Source organism: Streptomyces sp. NPDC096105 (genome assembly GCF_044763335.1).
In the GTDB taxonomy this organism is placed as follows: Bacteria; Actinomycetota; Actinomycetes; order Streptomycetales; family Streptomycetaceae; genus Streptomyces.
Map to the genome: position 1 here is coordinate 169,681 of NZ_JBIWGC010000012.1, position 19,962 is coordinate 189,642.

Below are 19,962 nucleotides of genomic sequence, written 5' to 3' on the forward strand. Positions count from 1 at the left end.
GCACCCCCATGGCCACGACCCTCGCCGCGGACCGCCCACGGCTGTGGGCGCCCGCCCGGCACCGTTCCTTCCGCCTGCTGTGGACGGGGCAGGCGCTCTCCCTGCTCGGCGACGGATTCAGCGTCGTCGCCTTCTCCTGGATCACCCTGAGCCTGACCGGCTCCACCCTCACCCTGGGCTACGTCCTGGCCTTCCAGGCCGTGCCCCGCGCCCTGCTCACCCTGGTCGGCGGCACCCTCGGCGACACCTGGTCCACCCGCACCCTCATGGTGGCCTCCAGCTGGACCCGCAGCGCCCTGATGGCCGCCGTCGGCATCGCCGGACTCACCGGACACCTCACCGTGTGGATGCTGTGCGCGGCGGCCGCCGCGTTCGGCGCCGTCGACGCCTTCTTCCAGCCCGCCCGCGTCTCCATCCTGCCGTCGGTCGTCGACAAGGAACTGCTCGCCCCGGCCAACGCCCTGCTCGGCGCCGGCGCGCGCACCGCCGCCGTCCTCGGCCCCGCCGTCGGCGGTGTCGTCATCGCCCTCACCGAGGCGCCGGTCGCCTTCCTCGTCGACGCCGTCTGCTTCGCGCTGTGCGGACTGTGCGTCGCCCGCATCCGCACCCGCCCCCGGCCCGACACGCCCAAGGCCGCGCCGGAGGAGAAGGGGCCCTCCCTCGGCGCCCGCATCCGCGAAGGCGTCACCTTCACTCTGCGCGACCCGCGTCTGCGCACCATCGTCGCCCTCGACACCGCGGTCAACTTCTGTTACGCGGGCCCCTTCACGGTCGGCTTCGCCACCCTCGCCGACCAGGTGCTGCGCGGCGGCTCGGCCACCCTCGGCGTCCTCAACGGCGCCCTGGCCGGTGGCGCGGTCCTCGGCACCCTCGTCGGCGGGGCGGTCGGCGGACGGCCCCGCGTCGGCCTCCTGGTCGCCGGACTCGCCGGCTGGCTGGGCGCCGGAATGGCCGTCCTCGGCCTCGCCCAGAGCACCCCGGTCGTCATCGCGACCGTCCTCGCCATGGGCTTCGCCATCGGCTACCAGGGTGTGTTCGGACTGAGCTGGATCCAGCGCAACATCCCGCAGGACGTCCTCACCCGCGTCGTCTCCGTCGACATGGTCCTCGGCTACGCCGCCGCCCCCCTGTCGCTGATCCTGTGCGGCGCCCTGGCCGGGACGGGACACCTCGCCCTGTTCGGGGTCGTGGCCGCGGTCCTCGCGGTCACCGGGCTCGCGGTGCTCGGATCCCGGGCGGTGCGGGAGATGCGCTGAACCGGCCCTCGGCCCGTTCAGCCCGAGCGCAGGGCGGCCGACCGCGCGCACAGGTCCGCGCGGTTGGCCGCCCCCGTCTTGGTGATCAGGCTGGCGATGTGCTTCTCCGCCGTCCGGGGCGAGATGAACAGCCGATCCGCGATGTCCTTGTTGCTGAGCCGCTCCGCCAGCAGCCGGAACACGTCGAACTCCCGGACCGTCACCCCTTGCGTGCGCAGCTGCTCGGGAATGCCGCTGGTGCCGCTGCGGTGCTGGTGCACCGGGGCGCCCAGACGGCGCAGCCCCGCCCGGCAGGCGCCGGTGACGGCCGCGATGTCCCGCTCGTGGAAGTGGTGTTCGGCGCGCCGCAGCCAACCCACCGGATCCCCCCAGCCGTCCTGGTGCGCGGCGTCCGCGATCAGCCGCAGCCCCAGGTGCTGGGCCACCGGATACGGCTCCGCCGCCGCCAGCGCCCGCTCCACGGTGGCCGCCGCGTCCGCGCCGGCCCCCTCCCGGCCCAGCAGGACGGCCTCGGCGAGGTGGACGAACTGCCGGTTCCAGCGCATGCGGGCCGTCGCCGTCGCCGTGATCTCCGCGTGCCGGGCCCGGCCGGCGTCACCCTCCAGCACGTCCAGCAGGAGCCCCAGTCCGTGGGTGCCGCCGAGATGGTAGGTGGAGGGGTTGTCCGCCTCCATGGCCTGCACCGCCGCCAACTCCTCGCGGGCCAGCTCCCGGTTCTCCTCGAGCAGCGCGCAGAACGCGCCGGCCAGGCCCCTGGTGAGCGGCTCCTCCTGCGAACCGGCCCCGTCCCACTCGGTGAACGCCGCCAGCGTCGCCTCCATGGCCTGCCGGTCACCGCGGTGCGCCTCCAGCGTGGCCTGCGCCATCACCACGTACCGCACGGCCGGGGCCAGCCGCAGCCGGCGCACGACGGCCAGGCACTCCGCGGCGGCGGAACGCGCCATGTCGTCCCGACCGCGCAGCACGGCGTCCAGGACGAGGATGCCGTCGACGGTGTGCACGATGTTCACCGAGCCCAGCCGCAACGCCTCCTCACGGGCCGACAGCAGCCCGCCGGTGTCGCCCTCGGCCAGCCAGGCGTTCCCGCCCATGCGGGTCGCCGCGTACATGCGCTGCAACGGCAGCCGGTGCCGCTCGGCCGCGGACATCGCCTGTCCGAGCATGGCCTCCGACTCCTGCGGATCCCGCTCGCGCGCGACCGTGGCGAGCAGTTCCCAGGCCTGGCAGGCGACGACCGGCAGCCCGTGGCGCTCGGCCGTGTCGGCGGCGGAACGCGCCAGCTTCTCCGCGTGCTGGGTCCGGTCGGGGCCGGGGGTGTCCAGGGCGAGGTAGGCGGCGGTGACGTCCACGGCCGCCGCGGTGGCCTCGTCGGGGGTGCCCGCCAGCACCTCGCGGGCGCGGAGGACCTGCCGGTTGCCGTCGCTCCACCGCCCCGCCGTGTGCGCCACCTTGGCCAGCCGGGCGTGCAGCGTCGCCAGCCGGACGGGGCTCAGCCCTTCTCCGCCGAGCGCGTGCAGGTCGTCGACCAGGTCGAAGGCGCGCGCGAAGTCACCGGCCTCGGCGAGCGCGGGGAGAAGGTTCTCCAGGGCGGCGGCCCGCGCCTGCGGATCGCCCCCCTCGGCGAGCAGCGACTCGGCCCGGCTGAGCAGGGTCACCGCCGAGTTCAGGGCGCCCGCGGCCAGGGCGCGACCACCGGCGTCGGCGTAGAGCAGTCCCGCCTCGACCCGGTCGCCGGCCTCGCAGCGCAGACCGGCCGCCAGCGCACACCAGTCGCCCTCCAGTGCCGGGTGCAGCTCTTCCACGGCCTGGGCGCCCCGCCGGGCCAGCTCCGCGCGCTGTCCCGGCGTCATCTGCGTGAACAGGGCCTCCAGCGTGAGGGAGTGGCGGAAGGAGTACCAGTCGGGCGCGGGTTCGTCGGGGACCACCAGGCGGGCGGCGACACCGGCGTGGAGATGGCCCAGCAGGGTCCGGTCGTCGACCCCGGTGACACGCTGGAGCACCGAGAGCGGGAAACGACGGCCCAGGACCGCGGCGGCCGACATCAGCGTCAGCCCCTGTGCGCCGAGCCGGTCGATCCGGCGCAGGATGCCGCGCGCCAGCGTTGAGGAAACGTCACGGCGCAGATCGCCGACGGCACGCCAGCCACCGGGACCCTGCACCAGGGTGCCCGAGCCGATCATGGACTGGAGCAGTTCCTCGACGAGGTAAGGACTGCCCGTACTGTCCTCCCACAGTCGGTCGAGGACCTCGGCGGGGACGTCGCCCGGGCTGTCCACGCCGAGCTGGGCGGCGATCACCTCGTGCACCTGCGGCCGGGACAGCGGCGGCAGTTCCACCACGGTGGCGGCCCCGCGACGGCGGGCCGACTGCGCGAGGTCCAGCGCGTCGCTGATGTCGGTGCGCACCGTCGCCACCAGGAGCACGGGCGTGTAGGCCAGGTTGTCGACCAGGTACTCCAGGACGCCGAGCGTCTCGGGGTCGGCGTCGTGCAGGTCCTCCAGGAGCAGCAGCAGCCCCTGGCCGCGACCGGCCGCGATGAGCAGCCGCAGCACGGCCTCGCCGAGGATGACCATGGAACTGCTGTCGCGTTCCCCGGTGTCCCAGTCCGGGATCAGCCGCCCCAGCACCGGACGGTAGGGGCCGAGCGCGAGGTCGTCCATGGGATCGCCACCGCGGAACAGCGACATCAGCGCCTCGGTGAGCGGCCGGAACGGCACGGCGGGACCGGTGGTGCTGCTCCGGCCACGCAGCACCCGCATCCCGGAGCCCACGGCCTGGCCCACCGCCTCCGCCGCGAGCCGGGACTTGCCGACCCCGGCCTCGCCGACCAGGAAGACGACGCTGCCCATGCCCTGCCTGGCGTCGGCCAGGGAGCGCTCGAGCTGGGTGAGTTGGAGGTCCCGCCCGACCAGGGAAGGCGTATGGGAACGCATGAACGCTGATGATAATCGGCCGAGTCGGCCGGGGGCAGGTCGCGCCGGGGCCGAGGTCAACCGCACATGTGCCGGAGCGAGTCGGGCGGGTGCGCGCGACGGCCGGCCGGCGACCGCTGGCCGGCCGTCCGGCAACGCGGCGGAGCGGGCCCGCCGTGGCGAGCCCGCTCCATCACGTGGAACGCAGGTGGACGCAGGGTCAGTTGGGGGCGGAGACCGAGGTGTCCAGGCTGCTCAGCGTAATGACGATGCCACTGGTGAGGACCATGCCGGCCAGCACACGGGCGCGGGCGCAGGCGCGGTTGCGACCGGAGAGGGTGATGCCGCCCACGACGTCCCGCTCGGTGTGCGCGGTCCCGGCGGACTCGACGGCGGTGAACTCGGCGGAGTCGGCGGCGGCGAGGTGCTGGTCCATGACGGTGGTCCCTTCTGGTGTCCCGTGTGGGCGCGCGGGTTCGGATCCGGGGAGGTGCCGTGGTGCTGACGAGCGCGGTTGCGAGTGGTGCGGGTGTGACGGGTGGAGCGAGTGGCACGGAAGGTGCGGGTGGGCCGGTGGTCGGGGCGGGTCAGTGGTCCGGGTGGTGCAGGAGCAGGACCGACGGGACGGTCCCGGGGTGGGCCAGGCGGAGCAGTCCGTAGCCGATGCCGGCCAGGCCGGTCATCAGACCGGGGGAGGGGACGTGGTCGGGCGTGGCGCAGCGGTGGCCCTGTGCCTCGACGAGGGCGAGGACGTGACCGGTGTGCCGTCGCAGCGCCGAACGGGCCGTGCTGTCGCCCTGCCCGGCCAGGACGGTCAGGGCCTCCAGCCGGCCGAGGACGCCCTGCGCGAGGCTGAGGTCGGGACCGATGGGAGCGTCCGCGAGCCGCACGGAGGCTTCGAACAGGCTCGCGTCGTCCGGCGGTTCAACCGGGTTCGGCAGCCCGGCGACGGCCCGTCCGGCCAGCCCGTGCGACCAGGACAGGTCCGCCGGATCGCCGTGGTGCGCACCGGAGTCCAGCAGGGCGACGGCCGAGCGCTCGGCGCGGGCGGCGCGCTCGGGACGGTGGCCCGCGTAGCGCCGCAGCGCCCAGGCGATGCCGGCGGCGCCGTCGGCGAAACCGGCGGACGACGGGAGATCGGAACCGACCACGGCGGGCGTGACCGGGCCCTCCCTGCGCGCCTGCGGCAGCAGGTCCGCGACCTGGTCCGCCAGCCGCAGCGCCGCCGGATCACCGGTGGCCTCGTACGCGGCGACCGAGGCGGCCAGGGCTCCCGCCCGCCCCTGGGCCAGACCGGGGTCGGCGCAGGCCGCCGCCGCGTGCCCCAGGGCGGTGAGCGCGTCCGGCAGACACGCCTCCAGTCCCTCGTCGAGGAGCCCCGCCAGCCGGACCAGGGCGTACACGATCCCGCCGAGTCCGTCGTAGGCGCCGGGGCCGGCGGCCTCGCTCAGCTCGGGGTCCTCGGCGAGCGCCTTGAGCAGGGCCGGTAGCGGACGCACCGCCTCGCGGGCCGCCGCGCCGTAGCGTCCCGAGCCGGTGAGCGCCTCGATGTGGGCGAGGAACAGGGCGACTCCGCAGTAGCCCTGGGCCAGGCCCGCCCCCATCGGCAGGACGGCCCAGTGGTCGCCCGACACCCGCTCCAGACCGATCCAGTTGGTGCGGGTGCCGCCGCGGACCGCGCGGGCCGCGATCTCGTCGGCGATCCCGCAGGCGGCGGCCAGCAGCCGGGACGGGTCCGGCGCCACCGGCGGCACGGGCGCCGGCGCGAGCTCCGACCGGGGACGGACCAGCGGGGAACTCGCCCCGCGCACCGCGAGGGTGGCCGAGATGACCCACTCCTGGTCGAGGCAGTCGACCTCGTCCATGCGGCCGATCTTCTCGCGCACCGCGGTCACGGCGGCCACCGGCAGGATGTCGGGCACGCAGGAACCGTCGTCGGCGATCACCGCCGTGCCGGTGGGCCGGTGGGTGAAGAAGGGGACGTCACCGCGCCACAGCGCCGCCGTCTCGTGCTCGGTGAGCCGCTCGCGCGCCGGGTCCTGCGCGGACTCCGACCACAGCACCGCGAACACCCCCTCCCGGGCCAGGGCGTTGCCCAGCAGCGCGGGGTGGGTGGACTCCTCGAGCAGGGTGGCGTACAGCCGGGTCGCGCGGACGATGAGCCGGGCCGGACGGTCACCCCAGCGGGTCAACGGGCCGTCCTCACCGACCAGTTCGCCGCGGTGGGCGACGATCGCCGCGTAGGCGGCGCGGAACCCCTCCAGCAGGGCCGCCGTGTGGTCCGTGACGGAGAGAGAAGCGCCGTGCGGCAACGGGTGGTTCTGGGCGGCGGGGCTGGCCAGCGGCCCGCGCACCGCCCGCATCGTGTCCAGTCCGCTGTCCTCCCAGCGCAGCCCTTCGCTGGGGAAGGTGCCGTCGGTGTCCCGGCCGAGCGCGGAGATGTCCAGCGCGCCGTGCTCCCCGATGAGCAGATGCGGGAGCAGGCAGGTGCGGTGGACGGAGGCGGCCAGCGCGTCCGCCGCCGGGTCGGCGCCCGCCGTGAGCGCCTGGCCGAGACCGGTGTGCAGCAGCGTCTCGGCGTCCACCAGGACCGGCTGGTCACCGTACGCGATGACGTTCTCATAGTGCATGTCGGCGCCGTCCACCGCGTACAGCAGAGCCAGCAGGGCGCCTTGGCGGCGGTAGAAGGCGTCGGTCTCCGTCACCGAGGAGCACCAGCGGTGCTCGACGAACTCCAGCCAGCCGTGGGACTTCCGGCGCAGCGTGCGCGGGGTGCGCAGTCCCAGACCGGGGACCTTCGCGTTGAGCCAGGAGACCAGGTCGTCGAGGAGGGCGTGCTGGTCGAGCGGACGGGGCTTGTGGACGAGGCGGCGGCCGTCCGCGAAGTGCAGGATCGCCACCGACCGGTTCCCCTGGTGGGCGTCGCCGCGGCCGAGGTCGACGCGGACCAGCCGGCCCGGCGTCCGGCCGTCGAGGAGAGCGGCGACCACGTCCGCGCGGTCGGACCGGAAGCGGGCGACGAGTTCGGCCACGGCCTCCGTCGCGTCCAGCGCGGTCCGGCTCAGCATCCGCGCCAGGACCGGGTAGGCGGTGAACAGGTCCGACAGCCCGCGCCGGGTGCCGGCCGCCGCGACGAAGGAGGCGAACCGCTCGCGCGGGCCGGCGCCCGCCAGGCACCCGGAGCGCCGGGCCCGGTGCAGCTCCTGGGCCAGCGTGCGGGCGGCGAGCCGGACCAGCTGGTGGGTCAGACGGCGGGTGAACGCGTCCCGCCACACGGTGGCCTCGGCGTCCGGGACGCCGGCCGTCCGGTCCGCGAGGCGGGCGGCGGCCACGGCGACCAGGGGGCGCACGACCGGCGCGAACACGTCGGGACCCTCGCCGCCGACCCCGGCCTCCGGCAGCCCTTCGGGCGCCGCGGCCAGCACCTCCTCCGCGTACGACGCCCAGTCGGGCTCGACCGCCCGCTCCGCCAGACGCTCCGCGGGCTCGGCAGCCAGGGCCGCCGCCGTGGCACCGTCCACACCCAGCCGGTCCAGCCGGAGGGCGAAGCCCTCCGCGTCGCCGACCGCCCAGGGCAGCGGCCCGGCGGCGCCGGCCGCGGCGGCCGGCCCGGGGAGCCCGGGGACGGCGAGCCGCTCTGTGAGGGTCAGCGCCGGGGCCCACCAGGCGGCGGGGAGTCCGGTGCTCCGGGAGGTCGGGAGGTTGGCGGTGTCGGTCACGAGAAAAAGGTCCCAGACCTCCCGCGCCCCCACATGGGTAACCGTCCCCCATATTCTCCCCGGCCCCCTCCCCACGGGCGGGGGTACGGGGGACGGCGCGAGGAAACCGCGGACGGGAGGGCATCCCCCTACGGGCGCGCGTGACGCGCGGCCCGCGGGCGCGACGGGCCGTGCGGGCAGGAGACGGGCACCCGGACGGGTGCGCGTCCCCCATGCCCGCCCCAGAGGGCCGGTCGGCGCCGCCGCTGGGCCCCACTGGGCCGTCGCCTCCGCCCGGCCGCCCGCCCCGCCCCCACGACCCGGGCGCACCCGGCGCGCAAATGTGGGGTCCGTCTACCGATGCCCCGGCGGTCACGGGGACGGCACGGTGTTCCCAAGTCCCCACGCCAGACCGCCCGCTCAGTCGAAGGGGCGCACGAACTTCCAAGGAGCAGCAGATGGGAGCACCCGTACCTGTCAGTGTGGTCGCACTCGACCCGGTGCTGGAGGCAGGCATCCGCGCGACCCTGCTCGTCCGGCCCGAACTGACCGTGTGCGAACCCGCCGACGCGCGGGTCACCGTCCTCACCGTCGACCGCCTCGGCCCCGCCGAGCTGGACATGGTGCGCACCACCCGCACCCAGCCCCACCGCCCCGCCGTCGTCCTGGTCGCGGGCGCCCTCGCCTCCGGAGACGTCCTGCATGCCCTTGCCGCCGGCGCCCGGGGCCTGTTGCTGCGCCGCGAGGCCGACGCCTCCCGCCTCACCCACGCGGTGCTGGCGGCCGCGCGCGACGACTGCACCCTGCCACCCGGCCTGCTGGAGGAACTGCTGGACCAACCGGAAGCTCCCGTGCGCGGCTCCGGCGGCGGCTGGAGCGAGGGCATGCTGTCCGAGCGGGAACGGTCGGTGCTGCGCCTGGTGGCGGACGGCCACGAGACGGCGGAGATCGCCCAGCGGCTCGCCTACTCGCCCCGCACCGTCACCACCGTCGTGCACGACATCACCCAGCGCTTCCGGCTGCGCAACCGCGCCCACGCGGTCGCCTACGCGCTCCGGGCGGGCCTGCTGTGACCGCCACCCTGACGGCGTCGCCCGTCACCGCGACGTCCTCCGGCGCCACGGTCACGACCACCCCCGCCGTCGTGGTGCGGGTGGTGCCGGCGCCGCGCGCGGAACGGGTCCGCGCGCTCGCCGAACGCGCCGGACTCCGGTCCGCCGCCGACGAGCCGGCCCCCTGCGCCACGGTCACCGTGATCGTCGCCGCCGACGCGGACCAGGCGTTGCGCGCGCCGCGCCCGCACGGGCCCGTCCTGTTCGTCTGCGACAGCGTCGCCCCCGAGGACCGGCGACGGATCCTGCGCGCCGGAGCGGTCGTCATCGACGCAGCCGAACTGTCCGAGGAGAACCTGCTCAGGGCCGTCCACCGGGCCGCGTACCCCCATCCGAGCATCCCCTACCCGGAGTTGTCCGGAGCGCTGAGCACCCGAGGCCGTGCGGACGGTCCGACGCGCCGGAGACTGCCGGCCCTGACCGCACGGCAGACGTCCGTCCTGCGGCTCATGGCCGAGGGCCACGGCAACGCGGACATCGCGCTGCTCCTCGGCTGTTCCGAGCACACCGTCAAGAACGTCATCTACGAGCTGATGACCCGGCTCCAGGCCCGCAACCGCGCCCACGCGGTCGCCCACGCGGTACGCCAGGGCCTGGTCTGATCCCGGCCTGATCCCGGTCTCCGATCCCCCATCGGGGGCGGGGGCGCTCACGACGCGGGGCACGGGAACGCGCGGACTCGGTGCGGGGGCGCCGGGGGCCGGCCACCCGTCGCCCCGCGCGGTCGTGCGAGCGGCGGCGGCCGGTACAGGGCCGGGGTCACGCCGACGGAAGCAAACGCGGCTCGATCCGCTCCTCCACGGCCCGGCCGTCCTCCCGCCGCACCACATACGCCGCCTTACGCGGCAACTCCGCCACGGCCTCGACGAGTCGGGTGCCGCGGTAGACCAGGCCCACCCCGTCGTCGGTGCAGTGGGCCTCGGTGAACGTGCCGTCGGCGACCAGCCGGTGGAGCAGCGGGCGGCGGCCCTCGTCGGAGTCGTAGTGCACGCCGTTGCCGTAGGGGAGCAGCGCGAGTCCGTCGGTGACGGCGCGCAGGTCGGGGCCGAAGGAGTCGGTGGTGCCGCCCTGGTACCAGCAGATGGAGCCGGCGCTCACCCCGGCGAGCACCACCCCGGACCGCCAGGCGCGCCGCATGATCGCGTCCAGGCCGTGGACCCGCCACACGGCGAGCAGGTTGGCCACCGAACCGCCCCCCACCCACACCACGTCGTGGTCGAGCACCGTGGCCTCGACGTCCTCGACGTTGGGCATGGGGAACAGCTGGAGCGGAGTGAGGTCGTAGCCCGCCACCCGGGCCGCCTCGGAGACCCGTGCCGCGACCATCTCGGCGTCGCCCGCCGCCGTCCCCACGTGGAGGACGCGCGGCCGTCGGCCGTGCACGCCGGAGAGGTCGACCGCGTGGTGCACCAGGGCGTCGAAGAGCACCCGCGTACGCCGGCCGGGGCGGAAGCCGCCTGAGGTGGCGACGATGGTGGGTTCGGGCGCTGTCACGGGCGTGATCGTATACCGGTCGCCACGGTGGAAAGCGTGCGTGATGCGTGAAGGCGGCGCGCGGGTCGGACCTCTCGGCGCCCAACTGCCAGGCGCTTGCGCACGGCCCCGACGAAACGCCAACAGCGCGGCGGGGGACGTAGTCGCCCGTTCCCCCGCCGCGCTGCCGTGCGCGGTCAGCACGTACGCAGTCCCACCGCGGCCGCATAGCCGGAGGGCACCAGCACATCGCGCACCGCCCAGCCCGGCGCCGGGTCCGCGGGCGCCGGACCCGTGCCCAGGTAGTCGAGCGCGGGGTTGCGCACCAGACCCGTGCCCAGACCCTTGAGGTAGGCCTCCTTGCGCACCCAGGCACGGGTGAACGCGGCCGGCCTGCCGTAGGCGGGCAGTCGCGCCAGCTCGTCCGCCTCCGCCCGGTGCAGCGCCGACTGCGCGCTGAGCATGACCTTGACGGTGGCCAGCTCCTCCACGTCGACCCCGACCGGCGCCGGCGCGAGCGCCACCAGCACCAGCCCCCCGCTGTGCGACAGGGAGAAGTGCACCCCCGACGCGGACAGCACCGGCCGCCCGTGCGGCCCGCCGCAGCCCGCGCAGGGCTCACGGGTCAGCGCCAGCGCGTCGGCCCGCACCCCCGTCACGACGCTCAGCACGTTCCGCAGCGCCGCGTGGGCGACCACGTAGGCGTCGCGGTCCCGGCCGTGCCGGAAGGCGCGGGCACGGGCCCGCTCCTCCGCGTCGAGGACCTCACGGGCGTGCCGCAGGGTCTGCGCGTCCTGCTCCGCGACCCGGGCCAGGTACAGCTCCACCGGGGCCCGCAGGGCCCGCGGGCCCCGCGCGGGGGGTCCGTCCCGCAGTCCCGACAGGTCCAGCACCGCCGGGCACAGCCGCTGCGGCAGCACCAGCGGCGCGCCGGACCCGGACAGCGAGGCCCCCGGCGGCACGGCGCCCGGCGTCGAGGCCCCTGGTGGCGGGTCGTGGGCCGAGGGCCCCGGGATCCTGCCCGGGAGCCCCTCAGGCATCTGCCCCGGCCAGCCGCCGGCGCAGGCTCAGCGGACGCATGTCCGTCCAGATCACGCCGATGTGGTCCAGGCACGCCTGCCGGCCGCCGCGCATCCCCTCCGGGTACCAGCCCGCGGGCAGCTCACGGTCCGCCCGCCAGATCGAGTACTGCTCCTCGTCGTTGCGCACCACGAGGTACTCCTCGTCGGTGTCCGGACGGACCTCCTCGGCGTCCGCGCCGTTCGCGAAGTCGGGTTGCGTCACGGTGAACCTCCCGCGGGTGATGGGGCCGGCCGCAGGTCACGGCCGCCGCCGACAGCGTGCACCGGGCCCGCACACCGAGGTCAGGGACGAACACGCCGACCCCACGGCACCTGTTGCTGCCGGATCTTCTCTGTCGGCCCGCCCCCGCCGCGCGGGACCGTGCTGTCAGGCCGGAGAACCCGGCGAACCCGGGGCGGACCACCGTCCGTCCCGAGGCCGGTCGCCTCCCAGCACCCCCTTTCCGGAAGGAGCACGCGATGTCGGACGAGCACGCACCTGTCCTGCTGCCGGGCGGAGGCTGGCGGCTGTGGGAACAGTTCGCGCTGCGCGGTCCGGGCTTCCCGGCCGACGGCGTGCTGCGCCTCGCCCCTCCCGGACTGGCCGAGGCGGCCGACAAGTTCGGACCCGGCGCCCCGCTCACCGGCCCCGAGTGGGACGGCTTCACCGAGGAGCTGGCCGCCGCCGCCGTGGACACCGCCCGCCACCTCCAGGAGGTCGCCGCCCGGCCCCGCTTCCAGGCCGCCCTCGCCTGGCAGAACCCGGCCGTGCTGCGCACCGGCATCGCGCCGTTCCTGCGCTGGAACCCCGACACCGACAAGCGCAGCAGCATGCCCCGCCAGCGCGAGGAACTCGTTGCGCACTACTGGCAGCGGTTCTGCGTGAAGAACGACACCATCGGCTTCTTCGGCCCCGTCGGCTGGGGCCGCTGGGACCTTGCCGCGACGGACGCCGTCGCCACCCGCGCCGGAGACACCTTCCTCGCCGCGAGCGCCGTGTACTTCTCCGGCTGGGCGATCGACGCACTGGCCAAGGTGCTCGCCGAGGACCCCGCGCTGATGCGCTGGATCCCGCCGCGCCGCGTCTCCCTCGTCCGCACCGACGGCACCACCGTGCGCGTGCCCGGACGGCCCGCGCAGCAGGTGACGGAACGCGAGGCGGCCGTCCTGGAGCTCTGCGACGGAACCCGCCCGGTGCCGGAGATCGCCGCCGCCCGCGACCTCACCGAGGACGAAACCGAGGCCCTCGTCCGGGACTTGGTCCGCCGGCGCTGGGTCCACTGGCGCCTGGAGGTGCCCGCGGCCACCCACCCCGACCGCGCCCTGCGCGCCATCGTGGAACGGGTCCCCGACGAGGAGGCCCGCGACCGCGCCCTCGCCAAGCTCGCCGTCCTGGAGCGCGGCCGCGACGCCGTCGCTGACGCGGGGGACGACGTCGAGGCGCTGACCACCGCCATCGGCGCTCTGGAAGCCGGCTTCGCCACCCTCACCGACGCCGAGGCCCAGCGTGCCAAGGGCGCCCGGACCGCCCCCTGCCGCGGACTGGTCTACTCCGACACCCGCCGCGCCGCCACCGCCACCGCCGGGCCCGGCCTGCTCGCCCACCTGGAACCCCTCCAGCTGTGCCTGACCGCCGCCCGCTGGATGACCAACCGCTTCGCCGACGGCATCCGTGCCCGGCTGCGCGCCGTGTACGACCGGCTCGCCGTCGACGGCCCCGTCGACCTCGCTGCTCTGTGGCTGCACACCCTGCCCTCCCCGCACCCCGAGGCCGGCGTCCTCATCGACGCCGTCCAGGGCGAACTGCGCGCCAAATGGGCCCGGTTGCTGGACATCCCGCCCGGCGCCCGCCGTGTCCGGCTGACCACCGCCGAACTCGCCGCCCGCGTCCGCGAGGAGTTCGAGGAGCCCGGCGACGGCTGGTCGCTCGCCCGCTACTTCAGCCCCGACGTCCTCGTCGTCGCCGAGGACGAGGCGGCGCTGGCCCGCGGGGACGTGGAACTGGTCCTGGGCGAGATGCACAGCGCCCTCAACACCATGGGCGCCTCCCTCTTCGTCCACCAGCACCCCGACCGCGACGAGCTGATCGCCGAGACCAGCCGCGACTTCCCCGGGCCCCGGTTGCTGCCGATGCTGGCGAAGGAACTGCCGCTGAAGTGGTCCACCCGTAGCCGCCCCTCCCTCGACCGCGACCAGGACCACTACGTGGCGCTGGTGGACCAGACCGGAGATCCGTACCGTCCTCGTACCGTGCTGGGCGCCGATGTCCGGGTGGAGGATGTCGGCGGGAGGCTGACGGTTCTGCTTCCCGACGGTTCCCGCTACGACCTCCTCGACGCCTACGCCAACACTCTCACCCAGCGTGTGATGGACCGTTTCACCCTGCGCCCGGAGGGCGAGCACACCCCCCGTATCAGCGTCGACCGCATGATCCTGGCCCGTGAAACCTGGCAACTGCCTGTCGCGGGGGTCGATTTCGCCGACGAGAAGTCCGAGGCCGTGCGTTTCGTCCGCGCCCGTCACTGGCAGCGCCGCCACGACCTTCCACGCTTCGTGTTCGTCGTGTCCCCGTCCGAACCCCGCCCGTTCTACGTCGATTTCGACAGCCCTGTCTACACCACCATCCTCGCCAAGGCCGCCCGCCGCCTCGCCCGTACCGACCCGGACGCCCGGCTGAAGGTCAGCGAGATGCTCCCCACCCCCGAACAGGCCTGGCTCACCGACACCGACGGCCGGCGCTACACCTCCGAACTCCGCTTCGTCGCTGTCGACCGGACCGTCACCACCGAGGGGGGCCGGTGATGCGGACCCTCGCCGACGACCTTGCCGAACACGCCGCGCGGCATCCGGAGCGGATCGCGCTGGACACCCCGGACGGGCCCGTCACCTACGGGCAGCTCGACCGGCGGACGCGGCAGGTGACGCGGCTGCTGCGCGCCCACGGGGCAGGCCCGGAGACCGTCTGTGCCGTCGCTGTGGAACACGGCGCGGACGCCGTCGCGGCCGTGGTGGCCGTGTTGCGCTGCGGGGCCGCCTTCCTCACGCTGGACGTCACCCAGCCCCGGGACCGGCTGGCCTCCTTCGTGCGCAGTGCCGGCGCCCGCCTTCTGCTGACCACGAGGGCCCACGCGGCCGCCCTCGAATTCGGCGGGCCCGTGGTCGAGTTGGATGCGCCGGGCCTCGATGCCTCGGACGTGCCGGTCGCGGGTGTGTGGCGCCCGGCGGTCGCCGGCACCTCCGCGTCCGTGGCCGTCGACCCTCGCGCCCTGGCCTATGTCAGTCACACCTCCGGCAGTACCGGCGAGCCGAGTCCTGTGTTCGTCGAGTACCAGGCCCTGGACACCTACCTCCGTGACACCGCCCGCGCCTTCGAGCTCGGCCGGGACACCGTCGTCCTGCAAACCGCCCCGCTCGGCTACGACGCCTCGATCCGTGACACCTTCGCACCCCTGCTGGCCGGCGCCCGCGTCGTCCTCGTGGAGCGCGCCCGGCTGCTCCGCCCCGCCGATTTCGCCCGCACGGTACGTGATCATGGTGTCACTGCTCTGCTCAGTGTCACCCCTTCCTTCCTCACCCACCTGGCCGGGCAGCGTGACGTGTTTGATCCGCTGGCCGGTGTCACCTTGGTCGTGTCCAGCGGTGAGTCCCTGCGGCCGTTCCTCACCGCGGGCGGCCGGTCCCTGGTCGGGGGCCGGCTGGTCAACCAGTACGGGCCGACCGAGTGCACCATGACGACCACCCGCCACGACGTCCCGGCGGCCCCCGACCCGGCCCACGACGTGGTCGGCCTGCCCCGGACCGGCGCCACCGTCCGCGTCCTCGGCCCCGACCTGACCCCTGTCCCCGAGGGAACCGTGGGCGAGGTCTACATCGGCGGTACGGGGCTGGCCCGCGGGTACGGCGGGCTCCCGGCCCGTACGGCGGCCGTGTTCCTCCCCGACCCCTACGGTCCGCCCGGCTCCCGCATGTACCGCACCGGTGACCTGGGCCGGTGGACGCCGCAGGGGCTGCGCTACGAAGGCCGGGGTGACCGCCAGATCAAGATCCGCGGCTATCGTGTGGATCCTGCCGAGGTGGAGGGTGCGCTGCTCACGCACCCCGCCGTGAGCGCGGCCGTCGTCGTCCCGCACACCGACGAGCGGGGCCGCGTGTACCTGGCTGCCCACGTGACCGGTGACCATGCGACGCCGGACGCCGCTCTGCGCGGCCATCTGGCCCGTACCTTGCCTCCGCACCTGATGCCGCGCCGTTTCCTGCGTCACACGGTTCTGCCCACCACCCGTGGGGGCAAGGCGGACCGCGGACGCCTGGTCGCAGGGGGCATGGTATGAGCGCACCGACCATGAGCGGCCGTCCGGCCACGGCGGGCCGTCCGGCCACGACGGTTCGTCCAGCTGCGGGTCGTCCGGCCACGGCGGGTCGTCCGGCCGCGCCGGCGGCCGTCCCGCCCTCCGCGTTCCGCGTGCACGGGCCCGCCGATCTCGCTGTCGCCGCGGCCCGCATCGCCCCGTACACCGTGCGCACGCCCCTGCTGCCCGGCCCGACGACCTCCGTCTGCGGTCCAGGCCTGCTTCTGAAGGCCGAACATCTCCAGAGGGGCGGCTCTTTCAAAGCACGTGGTGCCGCCAACGCCGTCCTGGCTCTCGGTGCCGACCGCGTCGTCACCGGTTCCTCCGGCAACCACGGCATCGCTCTTGCCCGTATCGCCCGCACCCTCGGTCTGGAACTGACCGTCGTCCTGGCCGCCGGCGCGGCCCCCGCCAAGGCCGCCGCCATCCGCGCCCTGGGTGCACGGGTCGTCCAGGCCGGCGGGGGGGTGGCCGACCGTGAGGAACGGGCCCGGGCGATCGCCGAGACGACCGGCGCCGCTTTCGTCCCTTCCTCCGACCACCCCCTGGTGATCGCGGGCCAGGGCACGGTCGGCACCGAAGTCCTCACCGACGCCCCCGACATCGATACGGTCTACGTCCCTGTGGGCGGCGGCGGTCTCCTGGCCGGTGTCTGCCTCGCCGCCGCCGGACATCCCGTCCGTGTCGTCGGTGTCGAGCCCGCGCTCACACCGCGCTACACCCGCTCCCTGGCCGCCGGGCACCCGGTCCTGCTGCCGCCGGCCCGGACCGTCGCCGACGGCCTGCGCGGGCAGCGGCCCGGCCGCTTCACCTACCCGGTCATCCGTGACCGGGTCGACGACCTCGTCGCCGTCGGCGAGGCCGAGATCCTCGCCGCGGCGGCTCTGCTGCACAGCCATGGTGTCGACGCCGAACCCAGTGGCGCCGTCGCCGTCGCCGGAGCGCTGCGGGCCGCCCGGCGCCGCGAAGCCGCGGTGGCCGTCGTCTCCGGCGGCAACACCACCGCCCGGCTCCACACCCTCACCACAACCACGACCACAACCGAAACCGCAACCATTCGAAAGGACATGCCATGACCGGGAACTCCGCCACCGCCGTCAGCACCCTCGACCTGCTCGTCGACATCTTCCGCGACGTCCTCGGCCACCCCGGCCTCACCGCGGACACCGACTTCTACGAGGCCGGCGGTGACTCCCTGGCGGCCTTTCAGGTCACCGGCCGCCTCCAGCAGACGCTGGGCTGCGACGACATCCCGGTCTCCCTGGTCTTCGCCTACCCGACCCCGCGTGACCTCGCCGAGGTCGTCGACGCGGACTTCGGCCGCGGCTGAGGGAAGGGCCAGGCGCGGGCGCCTGTGCCGCCCAGGGGCCGCCCGACAGGCGCAGGCACCGCATGCCGCCCAGGGGTCGCCCGACAGGCGCAGGCACCTGTGCCTGTCGGGCGGCCCCGGGCGGCCACAGGCACCGACCGACAGCTCCCACCCCCACCACACACGCCTCCCTTTTGAAGCCGTAGCGTCACGATGCGGCGCAGCCACCCACGACCACACCCCTGCCTCGTCCCGTACACGCGTCAAAGGAGTGCCGTCATGTCCGAAGACCTCGTGCCGTACCTCGGCAGGTGGCGCCTGTGGAACCAGTTCGCGCTGCGCGGGCCGGGTTTCCCGGCCGACGGCGTGCTGCGTCTCGCCCCGCCCGGTCTGGCCGAGGCCGCTGACATGTTCCTCCCGGACACGCCGTTGTCCGGCCCCGAATGGGAAGCCTTCGCCGCCGAACTGGGCACCGCCGCTGTGAAGACCGCGCACGTGCTGCAGGACATCGCCCGCACCCCGGCGTTCCGTCAGGCCCTGGCCTGGCAGAACCGCCCGCTGCTCGACTCCGGCATCGCGCCGTTCCTGCGCTTCAACCCCGACACCGACAAGCGCAGCAGCATGCCCCGCCAGCGCGAGGAACTGGTCGCGCACTACTGGCAGCGGTTGTGCGTGAAGAACGACACCATCGGCTTCTTCGGCCCCGTCGGCTGGGGCCGCTGGGACCCCGCGGCATCCGGCGCACACGTCGACCCCGGTACCGGCCTGATCGCCGACTCCACTGTCTACTGGGCGAGTTGGGGCATCGACGCGGTGGCCAGGATGCTGGACGCGGACCCGGCGCTGCGCGAGTGGATCGCCCCGAGACCGGTCCCGTTCGTCGTGCTGAACGACAACCAGGCACGCGTGCCCGGCCGCCGCCCGACCACGCTGTCCGACTCCGAGGCAGCGGTTCTCGCCCGCTGCGACGGCGTGCGTCCAGCCCGCGACATCACCGCCGACCTCCCCGGCACCGACGTGACCCGGACGCTGCACGACCTGGTGGCCCGCCGCTGGGTGACCTGGCGACTGGAGGTCCCGGCCGGCACCCACCCCGAACGCGCCCTGCGCGACTGGCTGTCGACCGTCGGCGACCCGAACCTCAGACGACGCGGCCTGGGCGCCCTCGACCTCCTGGAACGGGGCAGGGCGAAAGTGGCGGCGGCCACCGACGAGAGCACCCTCCTCACCGCACTCCAGGACCTCGAGCGCGACTTCACCACACTCACCGACACGGCCGCGACACGCGAGAAGTCGGCCTCCACCGCCCCCTGCCGCGCCCTCGTCTACAGCGACGCCCGGCGCTCGGCCACGGCGCGCCTCGGCCCGGCCGTCGTGGAGGCACTGTCCCCGCTGCGCCTGCTGATGGACAGCGCGAGCTGGCTCACCGCCCGGCTGGCCGCGGTCGTGGAGAGCGAGATACGCACGGTGCACCGCCGCCTTGCCGCCGGCGGCGACCCGGTCGACCTGGCCTCCTTCTGGTTCGCGTGCCTGCCCGTGCTGCACGGCACCGCCCCTGCGGCGGCGAGCGAGGTGCAGCAAGAGTTCGCCGAGCGCTGGCAGCGGATCCTCGAGATCCCGCAAGACGCACGCAGGGTCACCCGGCGGGCCGCCGACATCGAGGAGTCCGTGCGGCGGGAGTTCGAGGGCGGCCAGGGCTGGACGGCGGCCCGCTATCTCAGCCCGGACATCATGATGGCCGCCGACGGCCCCGAGGCCGCCGCGCGGGGTGACGTGACCCTGGTCCTCGGTGAGCTGCACCTGGCCGCCAACACCGTGGGCGCCTCGCTCTTCACCCATCAACACCCGAACCCCGGCGAGCTGTTCGCCCTGACCGACCAGGACCACCCCGGTCCCCGGCTGATGCCGCTGATTGCCAAGGAGCACCGGGCCCGGCTCTCCGCCCGCGTCCGGCACACGCTGGTCCGCCCGGAGGACTACCAGGTCGCCCTCACCGACTTCACGGCCGACCCGGCCCGCCCCCGCGCCGTCCGCAGCGCCGACGCGCTGGTCGAGCAACAAGACGGTGCCCTGGTGGTCCGGCTGCCCGACGGCGCGCTCTTCCCCGCGATCGACGTCTTCTCCCACGTCCTGACCACGCTGTCGATGGACCTGTTCCAGCCGCTGCGGCCGGCCGCCCACACACCCCGGGTCACGCTCGACCGCCTGGTCATCGCCCGCGAGGCCTGGCAACTGCCCGCCGCACAGGCCACGTTCGCCGACGACAAGGACGAGGCCCGGCGCTTCGTGCGGGCCCGCCACTGGCAGCGCCGCCTCGGCCTGCCCCGCTTCGTGTTCGTCGTCTCCCCGACCGAGTCCCGCCCGTTCTACGTCGACTTCGACAGCCCGATCTACGTCACCATCCTGGCCAAGGCCCTGCGCCGGCTCGCCCGCAAGGACCCCTCCGCCACGGCGACGTTCACGGAAATGCTCCCGACCCCGGAACAGACCTGGCTCACGGACGACGAGGGCCACCGCTACACATCGGAGTTGAGGTTCGTCGCGTTCGACACGCAGGGCAGCGAGGCGGAAGGGGGAGTGAGGCGGAAGGGGGAGTGAGGCGGAAGGGGGTCTTGATGACCGACCGCATCTCCAGCAGCGGCGGCCACGGCGCCGGACAGGCCACCGACGGCTTGCGCCTCACTCCCGACCGGGCGCGCGACGGCGGACGACGCGCGCTTCACACCGCCGGCCCCGAGAAGCCCGGCGAGACCCCTCCCTGTCCCCGGCGAAACACAAGGACCTCACACTCT

14 protein-coding genes are annotated in these 19,962 nt (G+C 74.8%); 8 read left to right on the top strand and 6 right to left on the bottom strand.

What is annotated here, in order from left to right; genetic code table 11:
* Positions 1 to 8: 8 nt before the first annotated feature.
* Complete coding sequence (locus ACIQ8B_RS20325) at positions 9 to 1,256, top strand: MFS transporter (RefSeq protein ID WP_403548499.1); 1,248 nt, start codon at positions 9 to 11, stop codon at positions 1,254 to 1,256.
* Between the two features lie 17 nt (positions 1,257 to 1,273).
* Here ACIQ8B_RS20325 and ACIQ8B_RS20330 read toward each other — a convergent pair whose 3' ends face one another.
* The 3 genes from ACIQ8B_RS20330 to ACIQ8B_RS20340 form a co-directional block, all read right to left on the bottom strand.
* Positions 1,274 to 4,189, bottom strand: a complete 2,916-nt coding sequence (locus tag ACIQ8B_RS20330; protein ID WP_290010336.1) for a LuxR family transcriptional regulator — start codon at positions 4,187 to 4,189, stop codon at positions 1,274 to 1,276.
* Positions 4,190 to 4,388: 199 nt separating this feature from the next.
* Positions 4,389 to 4,604: a hypothetical protein gene (locus ACIQ8B_RS20335; protein WP_106415991.1), complete on the bottom strand. Its 216-nt coding sequence runs from the start codon at positions 4,602 to 4,604 to the stop codon at positions 4,389 to 4,391.
* 151 nt (positions 4,605 to 4,755) lie between these two features.
* Entirely contained in the window at positions 4,756 to 7,887 is a 3,132-nt protein-coding gene (locus ACIQ8B_RS20340; RefSeq protein ID WP_403548502.1) for a type 2 lanthipeptide synthetase LanM family protein, read from the bottom strand.
* Positions 7,888 to 8,324: 437 nt separating this feature from the next.
* Here ACIQ8B_RS20340 and ACIQ8B_RS20345 point away from each other — a divergent pair, with 437 nt between their 5' ends.
* Both ACIQ8B_RS20345 and ACIQ8B_RS20350 read left to right on the top strand, forming a co-directional pair.
* Positions 8,325 to 8,939 carry a LuxR C-terminal-related transcriptional regulator gene (locus ACIQ8B_RS20345; protein ID WP_290010342.1) on the top strand — a complete coding sequence of 205 codons (615 nt, stop codon included), beginning with the start codon at positions 8,325 to 8,327 and terminating at the stop codon, positions 8,937 to 8,939.
* Entirely contained in the window at positions 8,936 to 9,580 is a 645-nt protein-coding gene (locus ACIQ8B_RS20350) for a LuxR C-terminal-related transcriptional regulator (RefSeq protein ID WP_403548504.1), read from the top strand. Before ACIQ8B_RS20345 ends, ACIQ8B_RS20350 begins: the two co-directional genes overlap by 4 nt.
* Positions 9,581 to 9,737: 157 nt before the next feature.
* Here ACIQ8B_RS20350 and ACIQ8B_RS20355 read toward each other — a convergent pair whose 3' ends face one another.
* The 3 genes from ACIQ8B_RS20355 to ACIQ8B_RS20365 form a co-directional block, all read right to left on the bottom strand.
* The gene (locus ACIQ8B_RS20355; RefSeq protein WP_024888418.1) at positions 9,738 to 10,472 is read right to left on the bottom strand and encodes a peptidase E; all 735 of its coding nucleotides are present in this window, start codon (positions 10,470 to 10,472) and stop codon (positions 9,738 to 9,740) included.
* Between the two features lie 176 nt (positions 10,473 to 10,648).
* Entirely contained in the window at positions 10,649 to 11,413 is a 765-nt protein-coding gene (locus tag ACIQ8B_RS20360) for a 4'-phosphopantetheinyl transferase superfamily protein (protein ID WP_290010349.1), read from the bottom strand.
* 70 nt (positions 11,414 to 11,483) lie between these two features.
* Positions 11,484 to 11,735, bottom strand: a complete 252-nt coding sequence (locus ACIQ8B_RS20365) for an MbtH family protein (RefSeq protein ID WP_403548507.1) — start codon at positions 11,733 to 11,735, stop codon at positions 11,484 to 11,486.
* A 257-nt stretch (positions 11,736 to 11,992) separates the two neighbouring features.
* Between ACIQ8B_RS20365 and ACIQ8B_RS20370 the strand changes: the two genes are divergently transcribed.
* The 5 genes from ACIQ8B_RS20370 to ACIQ8B_RS20390 all read left to right on the top strand — a co-directional run bounded on the left by ACIQ8B_RS20370 (position 11,993) and on the right by ACIQ8B_RS20390 (position 19,768).
* On the top strand, positions 11,993 to 14,314 hold the full coding sequence (locus ACIQ8B_RS20370) for a lantibiotic dehydratase (protein ID WP_403548509.1): 2,322 nt from the start codon (positions 11,993 to 11,995) through the stop codon (positions 14,312 to 14,314).
* A complete protein-coding gene (locus tag ACIQ8B_RS20375; protein ID WP_403548511.1) occupies positions 14,314 to 15,843 on the top strand; it encodes an amino acid adenylation domain-containing protein in 1,530 nt (509 codons plus the stop codon). The genes ACIQ8B_RS20370 and ACIQ8B_RS20375 overlap by 1 nt, the downstream gene beginning before the upstream one ends.
* A complete protein-coding gene (locus tag ACIQ8B_RS20380; RefSeq protein WP_403548513.1) occupies positions 15,840 to 16,937 on the top strand; it encodes a threonine/serine dehydratase in 1,098 nt (365 codons plus the stop codon). The genes ACIQ8B_RS20375 and ACIQ8B_RS20380 overlap by 4 nt, the downstream gene beginning before the upstream one ends.
* Positions 16,934 to 17,191, top strand: a complete 258-nt coding sequence (locus ACIQ8B_RS20385) for an acyl carrier protein (RefSeq protein WP_106416000.1) — start codon at positions 16,934 to 16,936, stop codon at positions 17,189 to 17,191. The genes ACIQ8B_RS20380 and ACIQ8B_RS20385 overlap by 4 nt, the downstream gene beginning before the upstream one ends.
* A 258-nt stretch (positions 17,192 to 17,449) precedes the next feature.
* Positions 17,450 to 19,768, top strand: a complete 2,319-nt coding sequence (locus ACIQ8B_RS20390; protein ID WP_403548515.1) for a lantibiotic dehydratase — start codon at positions 17,450 to 17,452, stop codon at positions 19,766 to 19,768.
* Positions 19,769 to 19,962: the final 194 nt, after the last annotated feature.